Consider the following 17,128-nt stretch of genomic DNA (forward strand, 5'->3'; position numbering starts at 1 on the left):
TTTACCGCCCGCGCCGGCGCAGGATCTCGTCGAGGAGGCGGTGGGCGGCTTCGTCCTTGCTCATCAGCGGCAGCTCGGTCTCGGCGTCGGCGGTGATCAGCGTGAGGACGTTGGTGTCGCCGCCGAAGCCGGCGCCGGCGACTTTGAGGCTGTTGGCGGCGATCATCTGCACGCGCTTTTTGGCGAGCTTGGCGCGCGAGTTCTCGAGCAGGTTCTCCGTCTCCATGGAGAAGCCGCAGATGAACTGACCGGCGCGGCGCTCGCCCAGATATTTGAGGATGTCGGCGGTGCGTTCCAGCGGCAGGCTCATGTCCGCGTCCTGTTTCTTGATCTTGTTCTCGGAAACGGCGGCGGGTCGGTAGTCGGCGACGGCGGCGGCCTTGACGACGATGGTGCTTCGGTCGAAGCGCGAGACGACGGCGTCGAACATGTCCTGCGCGCTGACGACGCTGACCAGATCGACGAAGGGCGGTTTTTTCAGAGCGACGGGGCCGGATATCAGCGTCACCTGCGCGCCGCGCATGGCGGCGGCGCGGGCGACGGCGTAGCCCATGCGGCCCGTTGAGTGGTTGGTAAGGAAGCGCACGGGGTCGAGCGCCTCCCGCGTGGGGCCGGCGGTGACGAGCACGCGCTCGCCGGTCAGGTCCTTTTCGCAGGCGGCGAAGTGCTCGATGAAGTCGAGGATGTCCTCCGGCTCGGGCATTTTGCCGCGTCCCGTGTCGCCGCAGGCCAGGCGCCCCTCGGCCGGCTCCATCACGTGCCAGCCGCGGCGGCGCAGCGTGGCCAGGTTTTCCTGCGTGGCGGCGTTGTCGAGCATGTGAGTGTTCATGGCGGGCACGACGATGCGGCAGCCTGTAAACGGCAGCACGGTGCTGGTGAGCATGTCGTCGGCGATGCCGTGGGCGATTTTGGCGATCACGTCGGCGGTGGCGGGCGCGATCACGAGCGCGTCGGCCTCGGCGGCCAGCGCGATGTGGCGGACGACGGACGGATCGGCGCGGTCGAAGACGTCGTCGAAGACGCGGCGGTGCGTCAGGGCCTCGAACGTGACGGGCGCGACGAACTGCTCCGCGGCCTTGGTCATCACTACCTGCACTGCGCAGCCGCGCTTCGTCAGCGCCGAAGCCAGCGACGCGATCTTGTAGGCGGCGATGCCGCCGCTCACTCCCAGCAGAATGTTTTTCCCCTCGAGCATGAAAAGCGCCTCCTTCACAAGGCGAAGATGAGTTGCCGTTCCCGAGCCAAGTATACCAAAAAGCGGACGGCGCGCGAAAAAAATCCGCGCCTCCGCGCTTGCGAAAAATTTCTCGGCCGTTATACTGAAAGCGCACGATCGCCGCGAGGAATCCGCGGCATGACGAATATTGCGGGAGGAAAAAAACATGCTTCTTCTGTTCGACGTGGGCAACACCCACGTTACCATCGGCGGCTACGACGGCGACCGCCGCCTGTTCACGGGGCGCGTGGCCAGCGACCGGCACAAGACCGAAGACGAGTACGCCATGATTGTCGAGAGCGTGCTGCGCATGCACGGCTTCGCGATCGGCGACGTGGAAGACGGCGCTATCAGCTCCGTCGTGCCCGTCGTCACGCAGGCGCTGGACCGCGCCTTTCAGCTGCTCTGGCACAAGCGCATGATGGCCGTGACCACGGCGCTCGACCTCGGCCTGACGATCATGACCGACGCGCCCGAACTGCTCGGCAAAGATCTGATCGTCGACGCCGTGGCCGCGAAAGCCAAATATCCCTGTCCGATCCTCGTCTTCGACCTCGGCACCGCCACCACCTGTTCGGTCATCGACAAGAACGGCAATTACCGCGGCGGCATGATCGCGCCCGGCCTCGGCATCTCCGTCGACGCGCTCGGCGCGCGCACGGCGCAGCTGCCCTACGTCAGCCTCGACGCGCCCGATCAGCTCATCGGCACCAACACGAAAAACTGCATCCGCTCCGGTGTCATGTACGGCCACGCCGGCATGATCGACGGCTTCATCGACCGCATGGAAGAACATCTTGGCCAAAAATGCACTGCCGTCATCACCGGCGGGCTGGCCGCCAAGGTGGCGCCGCTGTGCCGACGGCCCATCGTCCTCGACGAATATCTGCTCTTCGACGGCCTGCGCGCGCTCTACGCGAAGAACAAAGACAGGCCGCGCGGGTAGGTCGCCGTGATCCGCATCGAAATCCCCGGCCGCGTCGAGCCGCTGGAAATCGCCCACGTCGTGCTCGACTACAACGGCACCGTCGCCGTCGACGGACGATTGTTCGAAAGCGTCAGGTCGCGCCTGCCCGGACTGCTGGAACTCGTCAGCGTCCACGTGCTCACCGCCGACACCTACGGCACCGTGCGCGCCCAGTGCGAACCGCTGGGCGTGGAAGTGCACGCTTTTCCGCGCGCGGGCGCCGGCGACTGCAAGCGCGAGATCGTCGAAAAGCTGCGCGGCGGCGTCGCCTGCTTCGGCAACGGCTTCAACGACATCCCCATGTTCGCCCTCGCCGACCTCTCCGTCGCCGTGCTCGAGGGCGAAGGTCTCTGCGCCGCCCTGCTGCCCCACGCCGACGTGCTCGCCGCGACCGCCGCCGACGCCCTCGACCTGCTCCTCAAACCCGACCGCCTCAGAGCGACGCTGAGGAGCTGACAATCCCGATCGTCACAAAAGAGAAAACGAGCCGCCGGCCTGCTATAAAACAGGTTGGCGACTCGTTTTGTTTTAACTGTGTCCAGGCTTTAAACCGTCAGATTCACGAGCAGCCCCGCCAGCAGCGAAAAAAGCATCACGAAGGCGAGGTAGAGCGAAAAACTGCGCGGTCCCGGCACGATTTTGAGCGCGCCGAGGTTGGTGATCTTCGTTGCAGGACCGGTGATCATGAAAGCGGCGGCGCTGCCGGCGCTCATGCCGTCGGCGAGCCAGCCCTGAAGCAGGGGAATGGCGCCGCCTCCGCAGGCGTAGAGCGGCACGCCGACCGTGGCGGCCATCAGCACGCCGAAGCCTTCGTGCCTTCCGAAGAGTTTCGCGAAGGCGCCGGCCGGCACGTAGCGCTGGAAGAGCGCGACAGCAAAATGCCGAAGCGATCCCCAGCAGGCAGGCGGGGACGATGCCGAGCAGGCCGAATTTTCGCCCCAGCAGCCGGCTGAAAGCGCCGTGGATCTTTTGTGTGCCGAAGACCGCCACGGCCGAACCGATCAGCATGCCCAGCAGCCAGTAGCGGAAGATCTGCCGGAACTGAACGGTGAAGTAATAACCGACGTAGACGAACTCCCGCTGCAGGACGTCAATCAAGAGAGACCAGCCTGTACTTGCGGCGGCCGAGGCCGATCTTCTCGGCGTTTTCCAGCGTGTGGAGGCCGTGGCGCGACTCGATGCGGTTTACCAGCGAAGCGCCCTCGCCGTCCTTTTGCGCGTAAATCAGGTCGACGCAAGCCTGGTCGAGCGCCACCGGGTCGGTCGAGGAGAGGATGCCGACGTCGTGCATGTCGGGTTCGTCGGGATGGCCGTCGCAGTCGCAGTCGACCGAGAGGCGGTTCATGACGTTGACGTAAGCGATGCGCGCTCCTTGGCCGAGCGCGTCGGAGACGGATTTGCCGGCTTCGCCCATGGACTCGAGGAAATGATCCTGCACGCCGCCCCAGGGATCGGTGCGGCTCTTCCCCGCGGAGTGAATCAGGCACTTGCCGGTGCGCGAGGCGAGGCCGATGGAAATGTTCTTGATCGCGCCGCCGAATCCGGCCATGGCATGCCCCTTGAAGTGCGTCAGCACCAGATAGGAATCGAAATCGGCAAAAGCTTTGCCGACAAGGTTTTCTTTCAGATGGACGCCCGCCGCGGGCAAAGAGGCGTCGCCTTTTTCGTCGAGAATCGCGAAAGGGGCGATGCCCGTGAAGCCGTGATCTTTCGCGACCTGATAGTGCATGGCCGACTCGGCGCGCGAGCCTCCATACGCCGTGTTGCACTCCACAATCGTGCCGTCGACGAGGCGGACCACGTCGGCGATCAGCTGCGGGCGCAGATAGTTGCTTGCCGGCGGCTCGCCGGTGCTCAGCTTGACGGCGCCCCGTCCCGCCGGCGTCCAGTTCAGGGCCTTGTAGGCCCGCACCATTCCCTCCGGCGTGATGCTCTTCGTCATGTAGACGACGGGAATTTCCTTGGGCGCCGCGGTGAAAGCGGCCGGGACGAGCGAGACCAAAACCGCTAACCCCAACAGTGCGGAACGCATGAACTTCTTCATCCTGAATCACTTCTTTCATCATGAATTCACGTGCCTTGTGCCTGACGGCCTGTGCTCCCTGCCCAACCGTCCGCATAAAATGCTACAGCCCCGAGTGCCCTTCAAGTCAAGTGCCGGCCGCTCGTTTGACAAAATTGCCGATGCGCCGGCGCGAAAAGATGGGATAATAGAGTCGAAAAATCTTCCGACGAAGGGAGCGTTTGTCATGAACGGAAAACGAATCTTCGCGCTGGCGGCCGCACTGTCGCTGGCCTGCGCCGCCGGGGCGGCGGCGCGCGGCGTGATGCCGCAGGACGAATTTCTCGCCTGCTGCGCCCGCGGCAAACTCTCGCAGGTCGGCAAGGGCGTGCGCCGCAAAGCCGACGTGAACCGCCTCGAAGCCACCGGCCAAAGCCCGCTGATCTGCGCCGCCGGCGAGCAGGACGACCCGCGCGTGATCGAATATCTGGCGAAAAAGGGCGCCGAAGTGAACAAGGCCAACTTTCAAGGACTGACGCCGCTGATGGTGGCCGCCATGCGCAACCCGCGCCCCCGCATCGCGCGGGCGCTGCTGAAATGCGGCGCCGATCCGCGCCTGACCGACATGACCGGCAGCACCGCGCTGATCCTCGCCGCCCGCGGCAATCCCAGCGCCGCCGTGTTGGCCGTTCTGATCGAGGCCGCCCCCGACGCGCTGAACCAGGCCAGCGCCTCGGGCGTCACGGCGCTGATGGCCGCCGCCGAAAGCGGCCGGGCGGAAATAATTGACCTGCTGCTGAAAAAAGGCGCCGATCCACGAGCGAAAGACGCCTCCGGCCGCCGCGCCGCCGATTACGCCCGCGCCAATCCGGCCCTGCGCGGTTCGCCGTGGCCGGAGCGCCTGGATCGATATCGCTGAATCCGTTCGCCGGCGCCCGAAAAACGGAAAGCGTGCGGAAGCCGATGGTGTCAGGATCATCGGCTCCCGCACGCTTCAATTGTTCCACGTGGAACAGTGTTTTCTCGGGGCATTTTGGGGACGAGGCTTGACAGAAAATTCGTTCCGCCCTAAGATAACAGCGTTATATAACACTGTTATTCACGGGGGAAAGGGAATGGAACGGGAGTCGGAAACGCAGGCGAAGATCCTCGCAGCGGCGACGGCGGAATTTTTGCGAAAGGGTTTTCGCGGCGCGTCGCTGCGCCAGATCGTCAAAAGCGTGGGCGTGACGACGGGAGCGTTTTACCGCTACTACGCGAGCAAGGAAGAACTTTTCGACGCGCTGGTCATGCCGCACGCTCGGCGCATCATGGAACTGTACGAGGCGGGAGCGGCGGATTTCAAAAGAATGGCGCCGGGAGAGCAGATCGACGCCATGGGCGAAGCGGAGCGCCGGTGCATGAGAGCCATGTACGAATACGCGCGCGCCCATCGCGACGCTTTCCGGCTGATCCTCGCGGCGCCGGAGTCGTCGAAGTGCGGAGATTTCATCCACCGCCTGACGGAACGCGAGATCGCCGAAACGCGCGGCTTCATGTCGCTGCTGGCGGCGCATGGACGTGCCGTGACGGCGCTGAGCCCGCGTTTCGAACACATCGTCGTCAGCGGGCGCTTTGCGGCGCTGTTCGAGCTGATCGTCCACGACGTGCCGCCCGAAGAGGCGCTGAAATGCATCGACCAACTCTGCGATTTTCACCGCGCCGGCTGGGCGAAACTGATGGGGCTGTAAAAGCCCTTTTTTTATCGCTGTTTGAGTTAGTTAAATCTAATTAAGTGAAGGGATAAAGGGAGGTTTTATCGTGAAAGATGAGCGAATATTGTCCCGGCTGATGGAGTACGCCGGAAGCTACCGCCGCCTGGCGCGGGCGTCGTGGGTGCTGTCGGCGCTGTCGGCGCTGCTGGGGCTGGCGCCGTTCGTCTTCATCTGGAAGATCTCAGCTGCGGCGCTGGGCGGCAGTGGAACGGAGGACATGGCCGCCTGGGGCTGGAAAGCGGTGATTGCGGCGGCGCTGTCGCTGATCGTCTCCATCCTCGGGCTGATGTGCTCGCATCTGGCGGCGTTCCGCGTGGCGGCGAACATGCGCTCCCGCCTGATGCGCCACATCGCCTCTCTGCCTCTGGGCAGCGCCGAAAGCCTGGGGACCGGCAAACTGCGCGCGATCGTCACCAACTGTTCGGCGGCGACAGAGAACTATCTGGCTCATCAGCTGCCCGACGCCAGCGCGACGCTGGCTTCCACGGCGGGGCTGGGAGCGCTGATCCTGTTTTTCGACTGGCGGCTGGGGCTGCTCAGCCTGCTGCCGGCCTTTCTCGCGGCGCTGTCGATGCGCGCCATGATGGGGCCCGACATGCAGCGGCAGATGGGCGATTACCAGAACGCCCTTAAGGACATGGAGAACGAGGCGGTCGAATATATCCGCGGCATCTCCGTGGTGAAGACGTTCGGGCAGAGCGTGTTTTCCTTCGAGCGCTTCCGCGGCGCCATCGAGCGTTACGAAAAGTGGGTCATCGGCTATACCAAAGCCATGCGTCCCCACATGATCCTCTTCACGGCGCTGGTGCAGTCGGCGTTCCTGTTTCTGATCGGCGGCGGCCTGTGGCTGGCCCGCGGAGGCGTCACGCCGGGGCTGCTGAGCGACCTGGTCTTTTATATCATCGTCACGCCGGCCGTCGCCGTCAACTTCAACAAGATCATGTACCTGGTCGAGAACCGCATGACTGTGGCCGACGCGCTGCGCCGCGTGGACGGCGTGCTGGCCTTAAAGCCCCTGTCTCAGCCGGAACACGGCGAGCACCCGCACGACGCTTCGGTGACGCTGGAAAACGTGAGCTTCGGCTACGCTCCCGGCAAAAAGGCCGTCGACGGTCTGTCGCTGCGCATCGAAGCGGGGATGCGGGCGGCGCTGGTAGGGCCTTCCGGCAGCGGCAAGAGCACGCTGGCGCAGCTGATCGCGCGGTTTTTCGATCCTCAGGAAGGGCGCGTGCTGATCGGCGGCGTCGACGTTCGCCGCATCGCCAAGGAAGAGCTGACGGACTTCGTTTCGTTCGTGTTTCAGGACAGCCGCCTGATCAAGGCGTCGATTTTCGACAACGTGCGCATGGGCCGCCCGGGGGCCTCGCGCGAGGAAGTGTTCGCTGCGCTTGAGGCGGCGCAGTGCGGCGACATCCTCGCCAAGCTGCCGCAGGGTGCCGACACCGAACTCGGCGCGAAGGGCACGTACCTTTCCGGCGGCGAGACGCAGCGCATCTCCATCGCGCGGGCCATACTCAAAAACGCGCCCATCCTCATCCTCGACGAGGCCACGGCTTTCGCCGATCCCGACAACGAGTCCCGCATCCAGGCGGCGCTGTCGCGGCTGTCGCAGGGCAAGACAGTGATCATGATCGCCCACCGGCTGAGCAGCGTGAAGCGAGCCGATCTCGTCTGCGTGCTCGAGAACGGGAAAGTCGTCGAGCAGGGCGCTTTCGAGCGGCTTGCGGAGCGCGGCGGGCTGTTCGCGCGCATGTGGCGCGAACAGCAGAGCGCCGCCGTTTGGAAGATGACGAAGGAGGCCCGCTCATGCTGATGAAAAAATTACGGCGCCGTTTCGCCCTCTCCGAACAGGGAGCACGCGCGTTCGTCAGAGCTTGTCTGGCGCAGGCGCTTCAGAATATCTCCTTCGTGGCCCCGGCCGGGCTGCTTTTCGCCTTCGTGCGCGGCCTTGCCGACGGGACCGCCGCGGAGCGGACCTTGTTCTACGCGCTTGCCTGCGCGGGCTGCCTGCTCTTTATCGTCGCGGCCACGAGATTGCAGTACGACGGTACCTATCTCTCCACCTACGTGGAGTCGGGCGTGCGACGTACCGCGCTGGCCGAAAAACTGCGCCGCCTGCCCCTGTCGTTTTTCGGACGGAAGGATCTGGCCGACCTTTCCAGCTCGATCATGAACGACTGTGCCGTGCTCGAGAAAAGCCAGTCCCATTATCTGCCGGCGCTGGCCGGCGCGATGCTGTCGGCCGCCGTCGTCTCGGCGGGGCTGTGCGCCTTCGACTGGCGCATGGCGCTGGCCGTCCTCTGGGTGCTGCCGCCGGCCTTTGCCGTCGTCGCCTTTTCCGCGCGGGTTCAGCGGGCGCTCGACCGCAAATCGATGGCGGCAAAAATGGCCTGTGCCGACGGCATTCAGGAATGTCTGGAATGCCTGCGCGACCTCAAATCGAACAACGCCGAAGACGCCTATCTCGACGGCCTCGACGAAAAAATCAGGGCAGTCGAGCGCCGCGCCGTCATCTCCGAATCGCTGAGCGCCTGCTTCATCACGCTGGCCACGCTGCTGCTGCGGCTGGGCGTCGCCTCTACGGCGCTGACCGGCGCGCTGCTGATGCAGCGGGGAACGTTGGATGCCATGACGTTTTTCATGTTCCTCATGGCAGCCTCGAGAATCTACGCGCCGCTCGAAGGGGCGCTGCAGAATCTTGTGGCGGCCATCGCCACGCACGCCAACATCGAGCACATGAACGAGATCCTCGACGGCCCCGTACAGAGCGGACGCGAGGAAATGGCCCCCCGCGGCTACGACGTCGTCTTCGAGCACGTCGATTTCGCCTACGAGAGCGGCGTGTCCGTGCTGAAAGACGTGAGCTTCACCGCCCGTCAGGGCGAGGTGACGGCCCTCGTCGGCCCCTCGGGCGGCGGCAAGACCACGGCTTCCCGCCTCGCTGCCCGTTTTTGGGACGTCTCCGGCGGCCGCATCGCCGTGGGCGGCGAAAACGTGGCGGAGATCGCCCCGGAAAAGCTGCTTTCGCTCTTCTCGATCGTCTTCCAGGACGTGACGCTGTTCAACAACACCGTCATGGAAAATATCCGCATCGGCCGCCGCGGCGCCGGCGACGACGAGGTGATCGCGGCGGGGCGACTGGCGCACTGCGGCGAATTCGTGGACAAACTGCCCGAAGGCTGGCGGACCATGATTGGCGAAAACGGGCGCGAACTGTCGGGCGGAGAGCGCCAGCGTATCTCCATCGCCCGCGCCATCCTCAAAGACGCGCCGATCGTCCTGCTCGACGAGGCGACCGCCGCGCTGGACGTGGAGAACGAATCGCAGATCCATGCCGCCCTGTCGCGCCTGATCCGCGACAAGACCGTGCTCGTCATCGCCCATCGCCTGCGCACCGTTGCCAGCGCCGACAAGATCATCGTGCTCTCCGGCGGCGCCGTCGCCGAACAGGGCGCGCCCGGCGAGCTGCTGCGGCGCGACGGCCCGTTCGCGCGCATGGCCCGTCTGCAGTCCGAAAGCCAAAACTGGGGACTGTAGGCAGAAACTTTCACGAAGAAATGCAGATACGGAAAAAAACAGCCAATAGGCCGCCTCAAAACTCGATTGAGGCGGCCTCTTGCGGTGCGATCATATTCTGTTCATGCGAATTCTTGACTAAATTTTGCCTTTTATCGGTATTGTATATTCGTATTTGTCAAAATCTCCTCATAGCGGCACACCCTTATGTATCGAAGCTAAGCGTCCAAGGTCGTAAATACGCGGTAAAATCAGTGATCGCCGAAGACAGAAACGAGAACCGTTATTACGATCATAAATTGACGGCAATAAAAAAAGACGACCTGCTTCCGTCAGTCCGTCCCGTAACCAGCGAGGGGAGCGGAAGCAAATCGCCTTTTTCTGTCAATTATGACAAACAATTGTTCGATCTTTTGCAAGACTTCCAGAGTGCAGAAGCTATAAACTCGCCCAGCAACCGCGACTTCTCCGTGAGCCCCCGACGGGAGGACGAATTCGTCCAATCCGCGCGCGAAACGCGGGAACGTATAGCACAGCAGCTCAAGGCCGCCGGGGCCGACGACGAGACGGCGAACGCCGGAGGCGAGATCTGGGCGAACCACTTGCTCGCCCGCGCTCGCGCGCTAGGCACGGACGAACAGGGGAGACTGCGCCCAGACGCACTGACGCCGGCGGACTTGGACAAGCTGAACGTCCGCGGTGAAGAGGACGCCGAGGCCGACTGGGGCGGCAATGTGTACGATCAAGCGGTGCGGGCCGGGCTTGATATGGACGAGAAAATTCCCGTCGTCGATCTTTCCAAAATCGCGGGAACGTTCAAGAAATTTGGATGGCGCGACCTGTTGAACCGGTTGAAGAAACAATTACCGCAAGAAATCAGCATTTCAAGAGACGCACTCGCTTTTTTGAAAATGCCTTCGAGAATTCAGAAGCTTCAACATGTTGCTTATTCAGGAGCATTTATCCGATCTCGAGACAAAACAGTAAGAAATGCTTCAGTTCTTTCTCTTCCCGAATTGATGAAAAACGCCGTTCTCGTGGAAAGTTCCCCCAACATCAAGAAAAACAAAAAACCGGGCGTTTTGAATTACCACCGGTTTTATGTGCCTGTTTCCATCCAAGGAAAAACCGCGACGGTCCGTATCGTTGCGGAAGAACATGTAGGGAGCGACGGGCTTACACCGATTGATGTTGATGTCTATGACGTTGTTGTAGAAAAAAGGGATCTTCCGTCACCAACCGGCAAACCACCGGCTCTACGTGCGGAAGATCCCTTTTCTGGAGTTACTATACGCGAAATGCTCCGCGGTGTCAAGGGGATGGACGGGGAATATTACGCGCAGAGTTCTCTGCCGGACACAGGAACCGAGCGGGAACGCAGCGCCATCGTCGAAGCCGCCAGGGCGAACGGCACGTACCTGAAAGCTCCAAACGGGAACGAAACCAATCTGGCTCCGGAACAGTGGGTTCTTGTACGCACGGAGCGGTTCAAGGAGTGGTTTGGTGACTGGGAAAACGATCCCGAGAATGCATCGAAAGTTTTGGATGGGAACGGCGAGCCGCTGGTGGTGTACCACGGCAGCACGCACACTGGGTTCTCGACTTTCAACACAACCGGCGTCGGCGACACTACCGGAGCGGGGGCGTTCTTCTCGGGGCGAAAAGACGTCGCCGCGACGTATTCCGGAAGCGACGAGCTTGTTTCGCGGGAGCCCGGGACTTCCGAACCGGGTCTCTCCGGCGAGGGGATTTATCCCGTCTTTTTGAATCTCCGCAATCCCTATCGCGTCGACGCCGAAGGCAAGGACTGGGCGAACGTCGGCGAAATCAGCGTTTACGACAACGAGACCGGTGAAAGCATTTACGATCACGACGGCGAGCCGTTTAGGACCCTCCGCGAAGCGGAAGAATACATCGAGCGGGATCTTGACGACTATTCCGGGCGTTACGAGGTGTCGTATCCTGTCGGCGGGATGACCACCAACGAGATTGCCCAGAATGTCGGAGAGGGGAACTACGGCGACGGATTCGACGGCGTGATCTTCGAAAATGTTGTTGACGAAGGGCACTGGAGGAGCGTCGACGCCCCGGGTGACGTATACGTCGCGTACGCACCGAACCAGATCAAGGCCGTCGACAACCGCGGCACGTTCGACGACACGGGGAATATCTACAACCAGTCCGCCTGGCACGGTTCGCCGCATCGTTTCGACGAATTCGACCTCGGCGCGATCGGAAGCGGCGAGGGCGCGCAGGTGCACGGCTGGGGGCTGTATTTCGCTGAAGATCAGAACGTCGCAATCGGATATCGCGAAAAGCTGGGGAATTTAGCCGAACAATCTGAAATCGACTACGACGCAGTTGAAGCGTACAAAGAGCGCTTTGACAACGGAATGCCCGAACGCGAAGCGCTTGATTCGGTCCTCGAAGTATTTCGCAACTTCGGCGGCGAAGCGGACGGAGAAAGCTCTTTCGCGGCTTACGAAGCGACGCGGGACGACATCGCGGACCGAAAGCGAGATGTTGAGGGGGAAATCGCAAACCTCGAGGACTTGAAAGAAGAGGGGGAATCCATCGACGAGAATGCCCTGGAGGAACTGAAAGCCGAATTAAAGCAAGCCGAACTGGAAGAGAAAATTCTGGATGAGTGCTTTGTCGTGGGCGAAAGCTATACCGGGCGCCTGTTCGAAATCGACGTGCCTGAAAACGACGTGCTGTTGGACGAGCAAAAGGACTTTACGGAGCAGCCTGAAAAAGTGCAAAAGGCTCTCATGGATCTTGCTCGGGCTTTGCCAGAGCATGGACAGGGCTCAAGCGAAAGGATCTATGACAATTCTGACACCATGTTGAGCGATGACCCCGAGAAAGATTGGGATTCATTGTCCCTCACGCTCTACAATGAAGAAGGCGACGCCATTGAAAAAGCCTGGAAGGCGTCGTCCCTTACGCGGAAAGAATTTATGCGGCGACTCCTTTCCGCTGAATCCGGGAAAAAGATTTACGAAATCCTGTCAGATGCGCTCTACAGCGATGAAAAAGCATCGAAAATTTTGAACAAGCATGGCGTCAAAGGCATTACTTACTATGGACGCGAAGACGGCCGCTGTTTCGTGGTGTTCGACGACAAGGCGATCAGCGTCATCAACAGGTTCAACCAGAGGGAGAACGCGATCCGCCGCGGGCAGATCCGCATCGGCTCGCACGGCGAGGGGCTGGTGACGCTGTTCAAGAACGCCGACCGCTCCACGTTCTTCCACGAGATCGGGTACATGATGCTCGACGACCTGATCGCCGACGGGCTGCTCGAAAAGGCCAACACCAGAACCAGGGCCGACCTGGAAACGGTCAAGAGATACCTGCATATCGAAGGCATGGACTTGTCGAAGCGGCACACGTTCGACGGCGCGGAGAAGGCGCGCTACGCCGAAGCGCAGGAGCGCTTCGCCCACTCGTTCGAGACCTATCTGATGGAAGGCAAGTCGCCGACGGCGGAAATGCAAAGTGTGTTTGCCAAGATCAAACAATGGCTGATCGACATCTATCGCGACGTCAAGCGGCTGGGCGTGGAGCTTTCGCCGGAAGTGCGCGAGGTGTTCGACCATCTGCTGGGCAAGGAGAGCACGCCGGAACGCGGCGATTTCGGACCGATCTTCCGCGGATACGAGGGAGAGGCCGCTATCGAGAAGCTGCTGGAAGAACGGCAAGGCGAGGTTGTCAGAGCGATGTCCGATCCTCGCCTTGGAGAGAACTCAAGCATTGATTTTGTTTGGGGACAGGAAGGCGACCCGCAAAAAGGATATAAAGGCGGTTACGGCTTCGCGCATATAAAAGCCAAGCATGGGGATAAAGCCGTTCAGGCAGTACCCCAAATTATCCGAACGGGATCGTTTGCCCTGGAGAAAACAACAAACTCAGCTATTTATATTTCAGCCGAAGGGAAAGTAATCCTGCAAAGGGCATGGAAGCACGCGCCCAAGAATTGGGTGTTGACTTCCTATCTTCCGGATACAAAAAAAGGCCCTCGCCCCGCACAGGACGTTCAGATTGGCGGGCAAGTCGAGGAATCTCTGTCCTCCTCGAGCGAAGGTCTTTCTAACGCAAGGATACCACAATCCTCAAACGGAAGCAACCGCGATTTCTCCGTTAGCAGCGACCTGCCGCAGGTCACGGTGACGGCGGCCCCGGGGAGCAAGTCCGCCGGCACGCTGATCCGCATCAAGGACATTTACGACAAGCTGCGGAAGATCGCGCCGGTGCGCAAGGGCGTGAGCGCGCCCACGGACGTGGCGGGGTACTATACGCCGGAGACGGGCGTGGCGCGCGAGCGGCACTGGGGGGATTTTTCCACGGCGCTGCACGAGATCGGGCACGCGCTGGACTACAAGCTGGGGCTGCGCGAGAGCGTGCGCGACGCGGAAACGTCGCGGCAGGTGCATGACGAGCTGTGCGAGCTGGGCAAGGCGACGTCGCCGAAAAACGTGACGGCGCTCTACGAAAAGCTCCACGGGCGGTATATGCGCGCTTCGGGCGCCGAAACCCAAGGTCCCGACGTGAGCGCGGCGGCGCTGAAATTCGAGGGAGCGCAGCGGTACCTGATGAAAGAGGGGATCGCCGAGTACTTCCGCGGCTACGCTTTTAACCCCGACCTGATGGAGGTCGTGGCGCCCGAGTACACGAAGCTGTTCCGCGAAGCGCTGGAAGCGCACGGGGAGTACCAACAGCCGGTGAGCGAGCTGTTCGACGCGGTGCGGAGCTACAGCGAGCTGACGCCGGAACAGAAGCTGCGCGCGGGCATGATCCGCGGCGACGAAAAGGCCAAGAACCAGAAAGGCTGGCGCGCTTCCGCCGCCGAGGCGTGGGACGGATTCCGCCAGAAGTTCGACGATCAGCTCCGCTATCTGGAGCAGATGCAGAACCTCCTGCGCGACCGCACAAGGGAGCTGGCGAGGGAGCATAGCGCTTTCGTCGGCAACTATTACTGCCGCTTCAAAAACAACGGTTTCACTAAGTAGCCCATTCATGCTAAAATCCCAATAGCTGGGCACGGGAAAAAGATTCAAAAATTGGAGGCTGGCGACAATGCCTGAAGAAGTGATTACCCCCGCGGAGGACCGCCTTATCAAGATGCTCCACGAAATAGCGCCGAAAGACAAGGATTTTAGGGTGCTTGTCGGCCTGACGTGCTTTGACGAAGGGCTCACTGAAGAGCTGGTCGACCACATCGAAAAGAACCACGTGACCGAGCCCGAAGAGGTGGAGCGCTGGCTCTTTGGCGACCCTGATCTTGCTGCGGAAGAAGATAAGTAACTCCATACAATCGACTCCGGCGCCGGCCGGGGCCGCTTCTTTGAAAAAAAGACACGGCAAAGCCGACCCTGTCAGGGAGCGCTTTTTTCGACGGGAGCGGGGAATACCGGCGCGGCTGGCTTTTGACTGCGCCTCGTGGACAAAAGGAGGAACGGACGATGAAAACTGGAAGTGCCGCGCGCTGTCGGCATATTTCCGCGCGAGTTGGGTTTCGCGGTGGAATACCTCGGAAGCAAGCGAACCGCCGCGCGCTCGTTTCCCGTATATCACGCTCGTCCCCTTTGTTGTCATGTTGATTTCCGGCGTGTGCCTCGAGGTGGCGCGGCGCCTTGGGAACAACCGCGGCAACCGCGAAAATTGAGGAAACGGGCATGAACGACAAGACTCGCAGCGATCGAAAAGAACGGTTCCAGGCCTTTCTGAAGAATGGCTTCGAACTTTGCAGAGGAGGGCTTTTTCTTGCCTGTGTGCTTGATGCGAGCTCCTTCAGGAACAAGTTGGGGCTTTTCTCCTTTATCGGGATGATCTTTTTCGGTAGTCTGATGAAGTGGCCGTTTCCCGGTCATTTTTTGACGCCGCGCAAAGCGGAAGCAAAAGCTTGGGATATCGAGCAGCTCGCGAAATTCACGGTCTTTTTCATGTTGGCGTGCCTCGCCGCCAAGGCGGTCTACGACTTTCACGTTTCTCGGGAAAGGGATTGTGGAGAAGCTGGAATCCACGTTGTCTACGCGCCGAAGGTCAGTTTTGTAGATAAAAGCGGCCGGGTCGTAGACAGCTATTCCATAAAAAAAGAGTTCTTCATACCCGCGTTTGTCAAGTGAACGACAAACATAAAAGCCGCCCCATCAGAGGGCGGCTTTTACGATGAAGCTTGAAAAGGCGAGCCGATGGCTGCGGCGGTCCCGACGATTCAGGACGCCGCGTGGGGCAACCTGGCCAAGCGCGCCTGCGGCGACGAGAAACCGCTGTATGCCAGCGTCGACGGCCTGCAGATCGCGCCGGCCGACACCGAAGGTCTGTGGCGATTCATTTCCCGGCTGTTCGGGACTGTGTTCTGGCTGCTGGGCGTAAAATTCAATAGTTGATGAGTTTAAGCCGCTTCCGATGGGAAGCGGATTTTTTTGCGGACTTATGTTCAGAAGGCGATTTTATGGGCGCTCCCAAGTTGCGGATCGTTAATCGTTATAAGCGTGGGTGTGTCCGAGGCCGAATGCGAATTGAAAAGTTTTTTCCCCCGCATGTGCGGGGTTTTGTAATAGCTTGTACAAAAAACTCGATCTGGCCGATCTACCGTCAGAGCCGATGACGCTTCACGGATTCCGGACGATGGCATCGACGTTCCTGAACGAATTTGGATGGGCGAAAGACGTCATCGAGTGCGAGCTTGCCCATTTGGAGGAAAACGAATCGCGCGAGGCGTACAATCGCGCGATGTACGCCCCGGAACGGCGGCTCATGATGCAGTGGTATGCCGACGCCCTGGACGCTGTCAAAGCGGGGCGGGACATAACGCCCGTGCCTGAAAATATCAAGAATATGCACCGATAAATCTTACTCTTTACACCTATACTCTTTCTGTAGTACAATGAACTATAGAAAGGAGAGATGAGGACATGGCATTTTCCATCAGACTGACCGAAGAAGAGCGGAACCTTGCCGACAGCTACGCGAAACTGCATTCGATGTCCATGGGCGAGGCTTTTAAAAGGGCTTTGTTCGAGCGCATCGAGGACGAATACGACGTTGCCGTCGCCAACGAGGCTTATGATGAATACCTCAAAAGCGGCCAAAAGAGCCGCCCGATCGGCGAACTCTGGAAAGACGTCGATTTATGAGTTACGACGTCCGGACGGCCCAGCGATTCGACCGGGAATTTAAAAAGCTCGATAGATACACGCAGCTGATGATCAGGTCATGGATCAACAAAAATCTTGTCGAGTGCGAAGACCCAAGAATCCATGGAAAGTCGCTTGCGGCCAACCGCAAAGGGCAATGGCGGTACAGAATCGGAGATTACCGCCTGATTTGCCTCATCGACGATCAGGAGTTGATCATTTTGGCCCTGAGCGTAGGGCATCGGCGGGAAGTGTACAGGAACTAGCGTCACATAATAAAGCCCCGGCCGCTGAGTGGCCTGTATCCCGTTTAAAGGCCAGAGAATAAAAAGACCTCCTGTTGTAGAATGAACTCAACAACAGGAGGTCTTGCTATGGCAAGGAATTACACACAAGTAGAACACTTATCAGCCGAAATTTTTCGTCGCAAAAGTTCCGGAGAGACGAACAGGCAAATAGCAGAATCCTATCACCTTTCGCTGCAGCAGCTGAAAGGGCTGATCAAACGTCAGAACCGAAAGGGCCGGCTGA

The 17,128-nt window shown here is 60.6% G+C and carries 16 protein-coding genes; 13 read left to right on the forward strand and 3 right to left on the reverse strand.

The genetic code is table 11. The features are described 5' to 3' along the window. Window position 1: 1 nt before the first annotated feature. Entirely contained in the window at window positions 2-1,195 is a 1,194-nt protein-coding gene (coaBC, locus tag FYJ74_RS10645; protein ID WP_154529555.1) for a bifunctional phosphopantothenoylcysteine decarboxylase/phosphopantothenate--cysteine ligase CoaBC, read from the reverse strand. 187 nt (window positions 1,196-1,382) lie between these two features. Here coaBC and FYJ74_RS10650 point away from each other — a divergent pair, with 187 nt between their 5' ends. Both FYJ74_RS10650 and FYJ74_RS10655 read left to right on the forward strand, forming a co-directional pair. Further along, window positions 1,383-2,162 (forward strand): type III pantothenate kinase, encoded by a 780-nt coding sequence (locus FYJ74_RS10650; RefSeq protein ID WP_154529556.1) that lies wholly within the window; start codon window positions 1,383-1,385, stop codon window positions 2,160-2,162. Window positions 2,163-2,168: 6 nt separating this feature from the next. Continuing rightward, on the forward strand, window positions 2,169-2,639 hold the full coding sequence (locus FYJ74_RS10655; protein ID WP_326830933.1) for an ATPase P: 471 nt from the start codon (window positions 2,169-2,171) through the stop codon (window positions 2,637-2,639). A gap of 89 nt (window positions 2,640-2,728) precedes the next feature. Here FYJ74_RS10655 and FYJ74_RS11835 read toward each other — a convergent pair whose 3' ends face one another. Both FYJ74_RS11835 and FYJ74_RS10665 read right to left on the reverse strand, forming a co-directional pair. Then, the gene (locus tag FYJ74_RS11835) at window positions 2,729-3,034 is read right to left on the reverse strand and encodes a permease (RefSeq protein WP_326830934.1); all 306 of its coding nucleotides are present in this window, start codon (window positions 3,032-3,034) and stop codon (window positions 2,729-2,731) included. A gap of 239 nt (window positions 3,035-3,273) precedes the next feature. Continuing rightward, complete coding sequence (locus tag FYJ74_RS10665) at window positions 3,274-4,227, reverse strand: DUF362 domain-containing protein (RefSeq protein WP_195838895.1); 954 nt, start codon at window positions 4,225-4,227, stop codon at window positions 3,274-3,276. A gap of 205 nt (window positions 4,228-4,432) precedes the next feature. Between FYJ74_RS10665 and FYJ74_RS10670 the strand changes: the two genes are divergently transcribed. From FYJ74_RS10670 to FYJ74_RS10720, 11 genes are all read left to right on the forward strand, one after another. Then, entirely contained in the window at window positions 4,433-5,104 is a 672-nt protein-coding gene (locus FYJ74_RS10670) for an ankyrin repeat domain-containing protein (protein WP_195838896.1), read from the forward strand. A 196-nt stretch (window positions 5,105-5,300) separates the two neighbouring features. Next, the gene (locus FYJ74_RS10675; RefSeq protein WP_154529558.1) at window positions 5,301-5,915 is read left to right on the forward strand and encodes a TetR/AcrR family transcriptional regulator; all 615 of its coding nucleotides are present in this window, start codon (window positions 5,301-5,303) and stop codon (window positions 5,913-5,915) included. 70 nt (window positions 5,916-5,985) lie between these two features. Beyond that, window positions 5,986-7,752 (forward strand): ABC transporter ATP-binding protein, encoded by a 1,767-nt coding sequence (locus FYJ74_RS10680; RefSeq protein ID WP_326830935.1) that lies wholly within the window; start codon window positions 5,986-5,988, stop codon window positions 7,750-7,752. Next, window positions 7,746-9,476, forward strand: coding sequence for an ABC transporter ATP-binding protein (locus FYJ74_RS10685; RefSeq protein ID WP_229769468.1), 1,731 nt, complete (start codon window positions 7,746-7,748; stop codon window positions 9,474-9,476). Before FYJ74_RS10680 ends, FYJ74_RS10685 begins: the two co-directional genes overlap by 7 nt. 233 nt (window positions 9,477-9,709) lie before the next feature. Further along, the gene (locus tag FYJ74_RS10690) at window positions 9,710-14,467 is read left to right on the forward strand and encodes an ADP-ribosyltransferase-containing protein (RefSeq protein WP_154529559.1); all 4,758 of its coding nucleotides are present in this window, start codon (window positions 9,710-9,712) and stop codon (window positions 14,465-14,467) included. Window positions 14,468-14,534: 67 nt separating this feature from the next. Next, window positions 14,535-14,762, forward strand: coding sequence for a hypothetical protein (locus FYJ74_RS10695; RefSeq protein ID WP_154529560.1), 228 nt, complete (start codon window positions 14,535-14,537; stop codon window positions 14,760-14,762). Between the two features lie 329 nt (window positions 14,763-15,091). After that, window positions 15,092-15,583 carry a hypothetical protein gene (locus tag FYJ74_RS10700; RefSeq protein ID WP_154529561.1) on the forward strand — a complete coding sequence of 164 codons (492 nt, stop codon included), beginning with the start codon at window positions 15,092-15,094 and terminating at the stop codon, window positions 15,581-15,583. A gap of 66 nt (window positions 15,584-15,649) precedes the next feature. Further along, a complete protein-coding gene (locus tag FYJ74_RS10705; RefSeq protein ID WP_154529562.1) occupies window positions 15,650-15,847 on the forward strand; it encodes a hypothetical protein in 198 nt (65 codons plus the stop codon). 241 nt (window positions 15,848-16,088) lie between these two features. Continuing rightward, on the forward strand, window positions 16,089-16,310 hold the full coding sequence (locus FYJ74_RS10710; protein WP_154529563.1) for a hypothetical protein: 222 nt from the start codon (window positions 16,089-16,091) through the stop codon (window positions 16,308-16,310). A 65-nt stretch (window positions 16,311-16,375) separates the two neighbouring features. Further along, a complete protein-coding gene (gene relB, locus FYJ74_RS10715) occupies window positions 16,376-16,597 on the forward strand; it encodes a type II toxin-antitoxin system RelB family antitoxin (protein ID WP_154529564.1) in 222 nt (73 codons plus the stop codon). Beyond that, on the forward strand, window positions 16,594-16,863 hold the full coding sequence (locus FYJ74_RS10720) for a type II toxin-antitoxin system RelE family toxin (protein ID WP_154529565.1): 270 nt from the start codon (window positions 16,594-16,596) through the stop codon (window positions 16,861-16,863). The genes relB and FYJ74_RS10720 overlap by 4 nt, the downstream gene beginning before the upstream one ends. Window positions 16,864-17,128 lie beyond the last annotated feature (265 nt).

The sequence above is a fragment of the Pyramidobacter porci genome (assembly GCF_009695745.1).
GTDB classification, from domain to species: domain Bacteria; phylum Synergistota; class Synergistia; order Synergistales; family Dethiosulfovibrionaceae; genus Pyramidobacter; species Pyramidobacter porci.

Bases quoted from the DNA above. Each gene is read 5' to 3' on its own strand.
- coaBC (WP_154529555.1), bottom strand. From the start codon at position 1,195: ATGCTCGAGGGGAAAAACATTCTGCTGGGAGTGAGCGGCGGCATCGCC.
- FYJ74_RS10650 (WP_154529556.1), top strand. From the start codon at position 1,383: ATGCTTCTTCTGTTCGACGTGGGCAACACCCACGTTACCATCGGCGGC.
- FYJ74_RS10665 (WP_195838895.1), bottom strand. From the start codon at position 4,227: ATGAAGAAGTTCATGCGTTCCGCACTGTTGGGGTTAGCGGTTTTGGTC.
- FYJ74_RS10670 (WP_195838896.1), top strand. From the start codon at position 4,433: ATGAACGGAAAACGAATCTTCGCGCTGGCGGCCGCACTGTCGCTGGCC.
- FYJ74_RS10675 (WP_154529558.1), top strand. From the start codon at position 5,301: ATGGAACGGGAGTCGGAAACGCAGGCGAAGATCCTCGCAGCGGCGACG.
- FYJ74_RS10685 (WP_229769468.1), top strand. From the start codon at position 7,746: ATGCTGATGAAAAAATTACGGCGCCGTTTCGCCCTCTCCGAACAGGGA.
- FYJ74_RS10695 (WP_154529560.1), top strand. From the start codon at position 14,535: ATGCCTGAAGAAGTGATTACCCCCGCGGAGGACCGCCTTATCAAGATG.
- FYJ74_RS10705 (WP_154529562.1), top strand. From the start codon at position 15,650: ATGGCTGCGGCGGTCCCGACGATTCAGGACGCCGCGTGGGGCAACCTG.
- FYJ74_RS10710 (WP_154529563.1), top strand. From the start codon at position 16,089: ATGGCATCGACGTTCCTGAACGAATTTGGATGGGCGAAAGACGTCATC.
- relB (WP_154529564.1), top strand. From the start codon at position 16,376: ATGGCATTTTCCATCAGACTGACCGAAGAAGAGCGGAACCTTGCCGAC.
- FYJ74_RS10720 (WP_154529565.1), top strand. From the start codon at position 16,594: ATGAGTTACGACGTCCGGACGGCCCAGCGATTCGACCGGGAATTTAAA.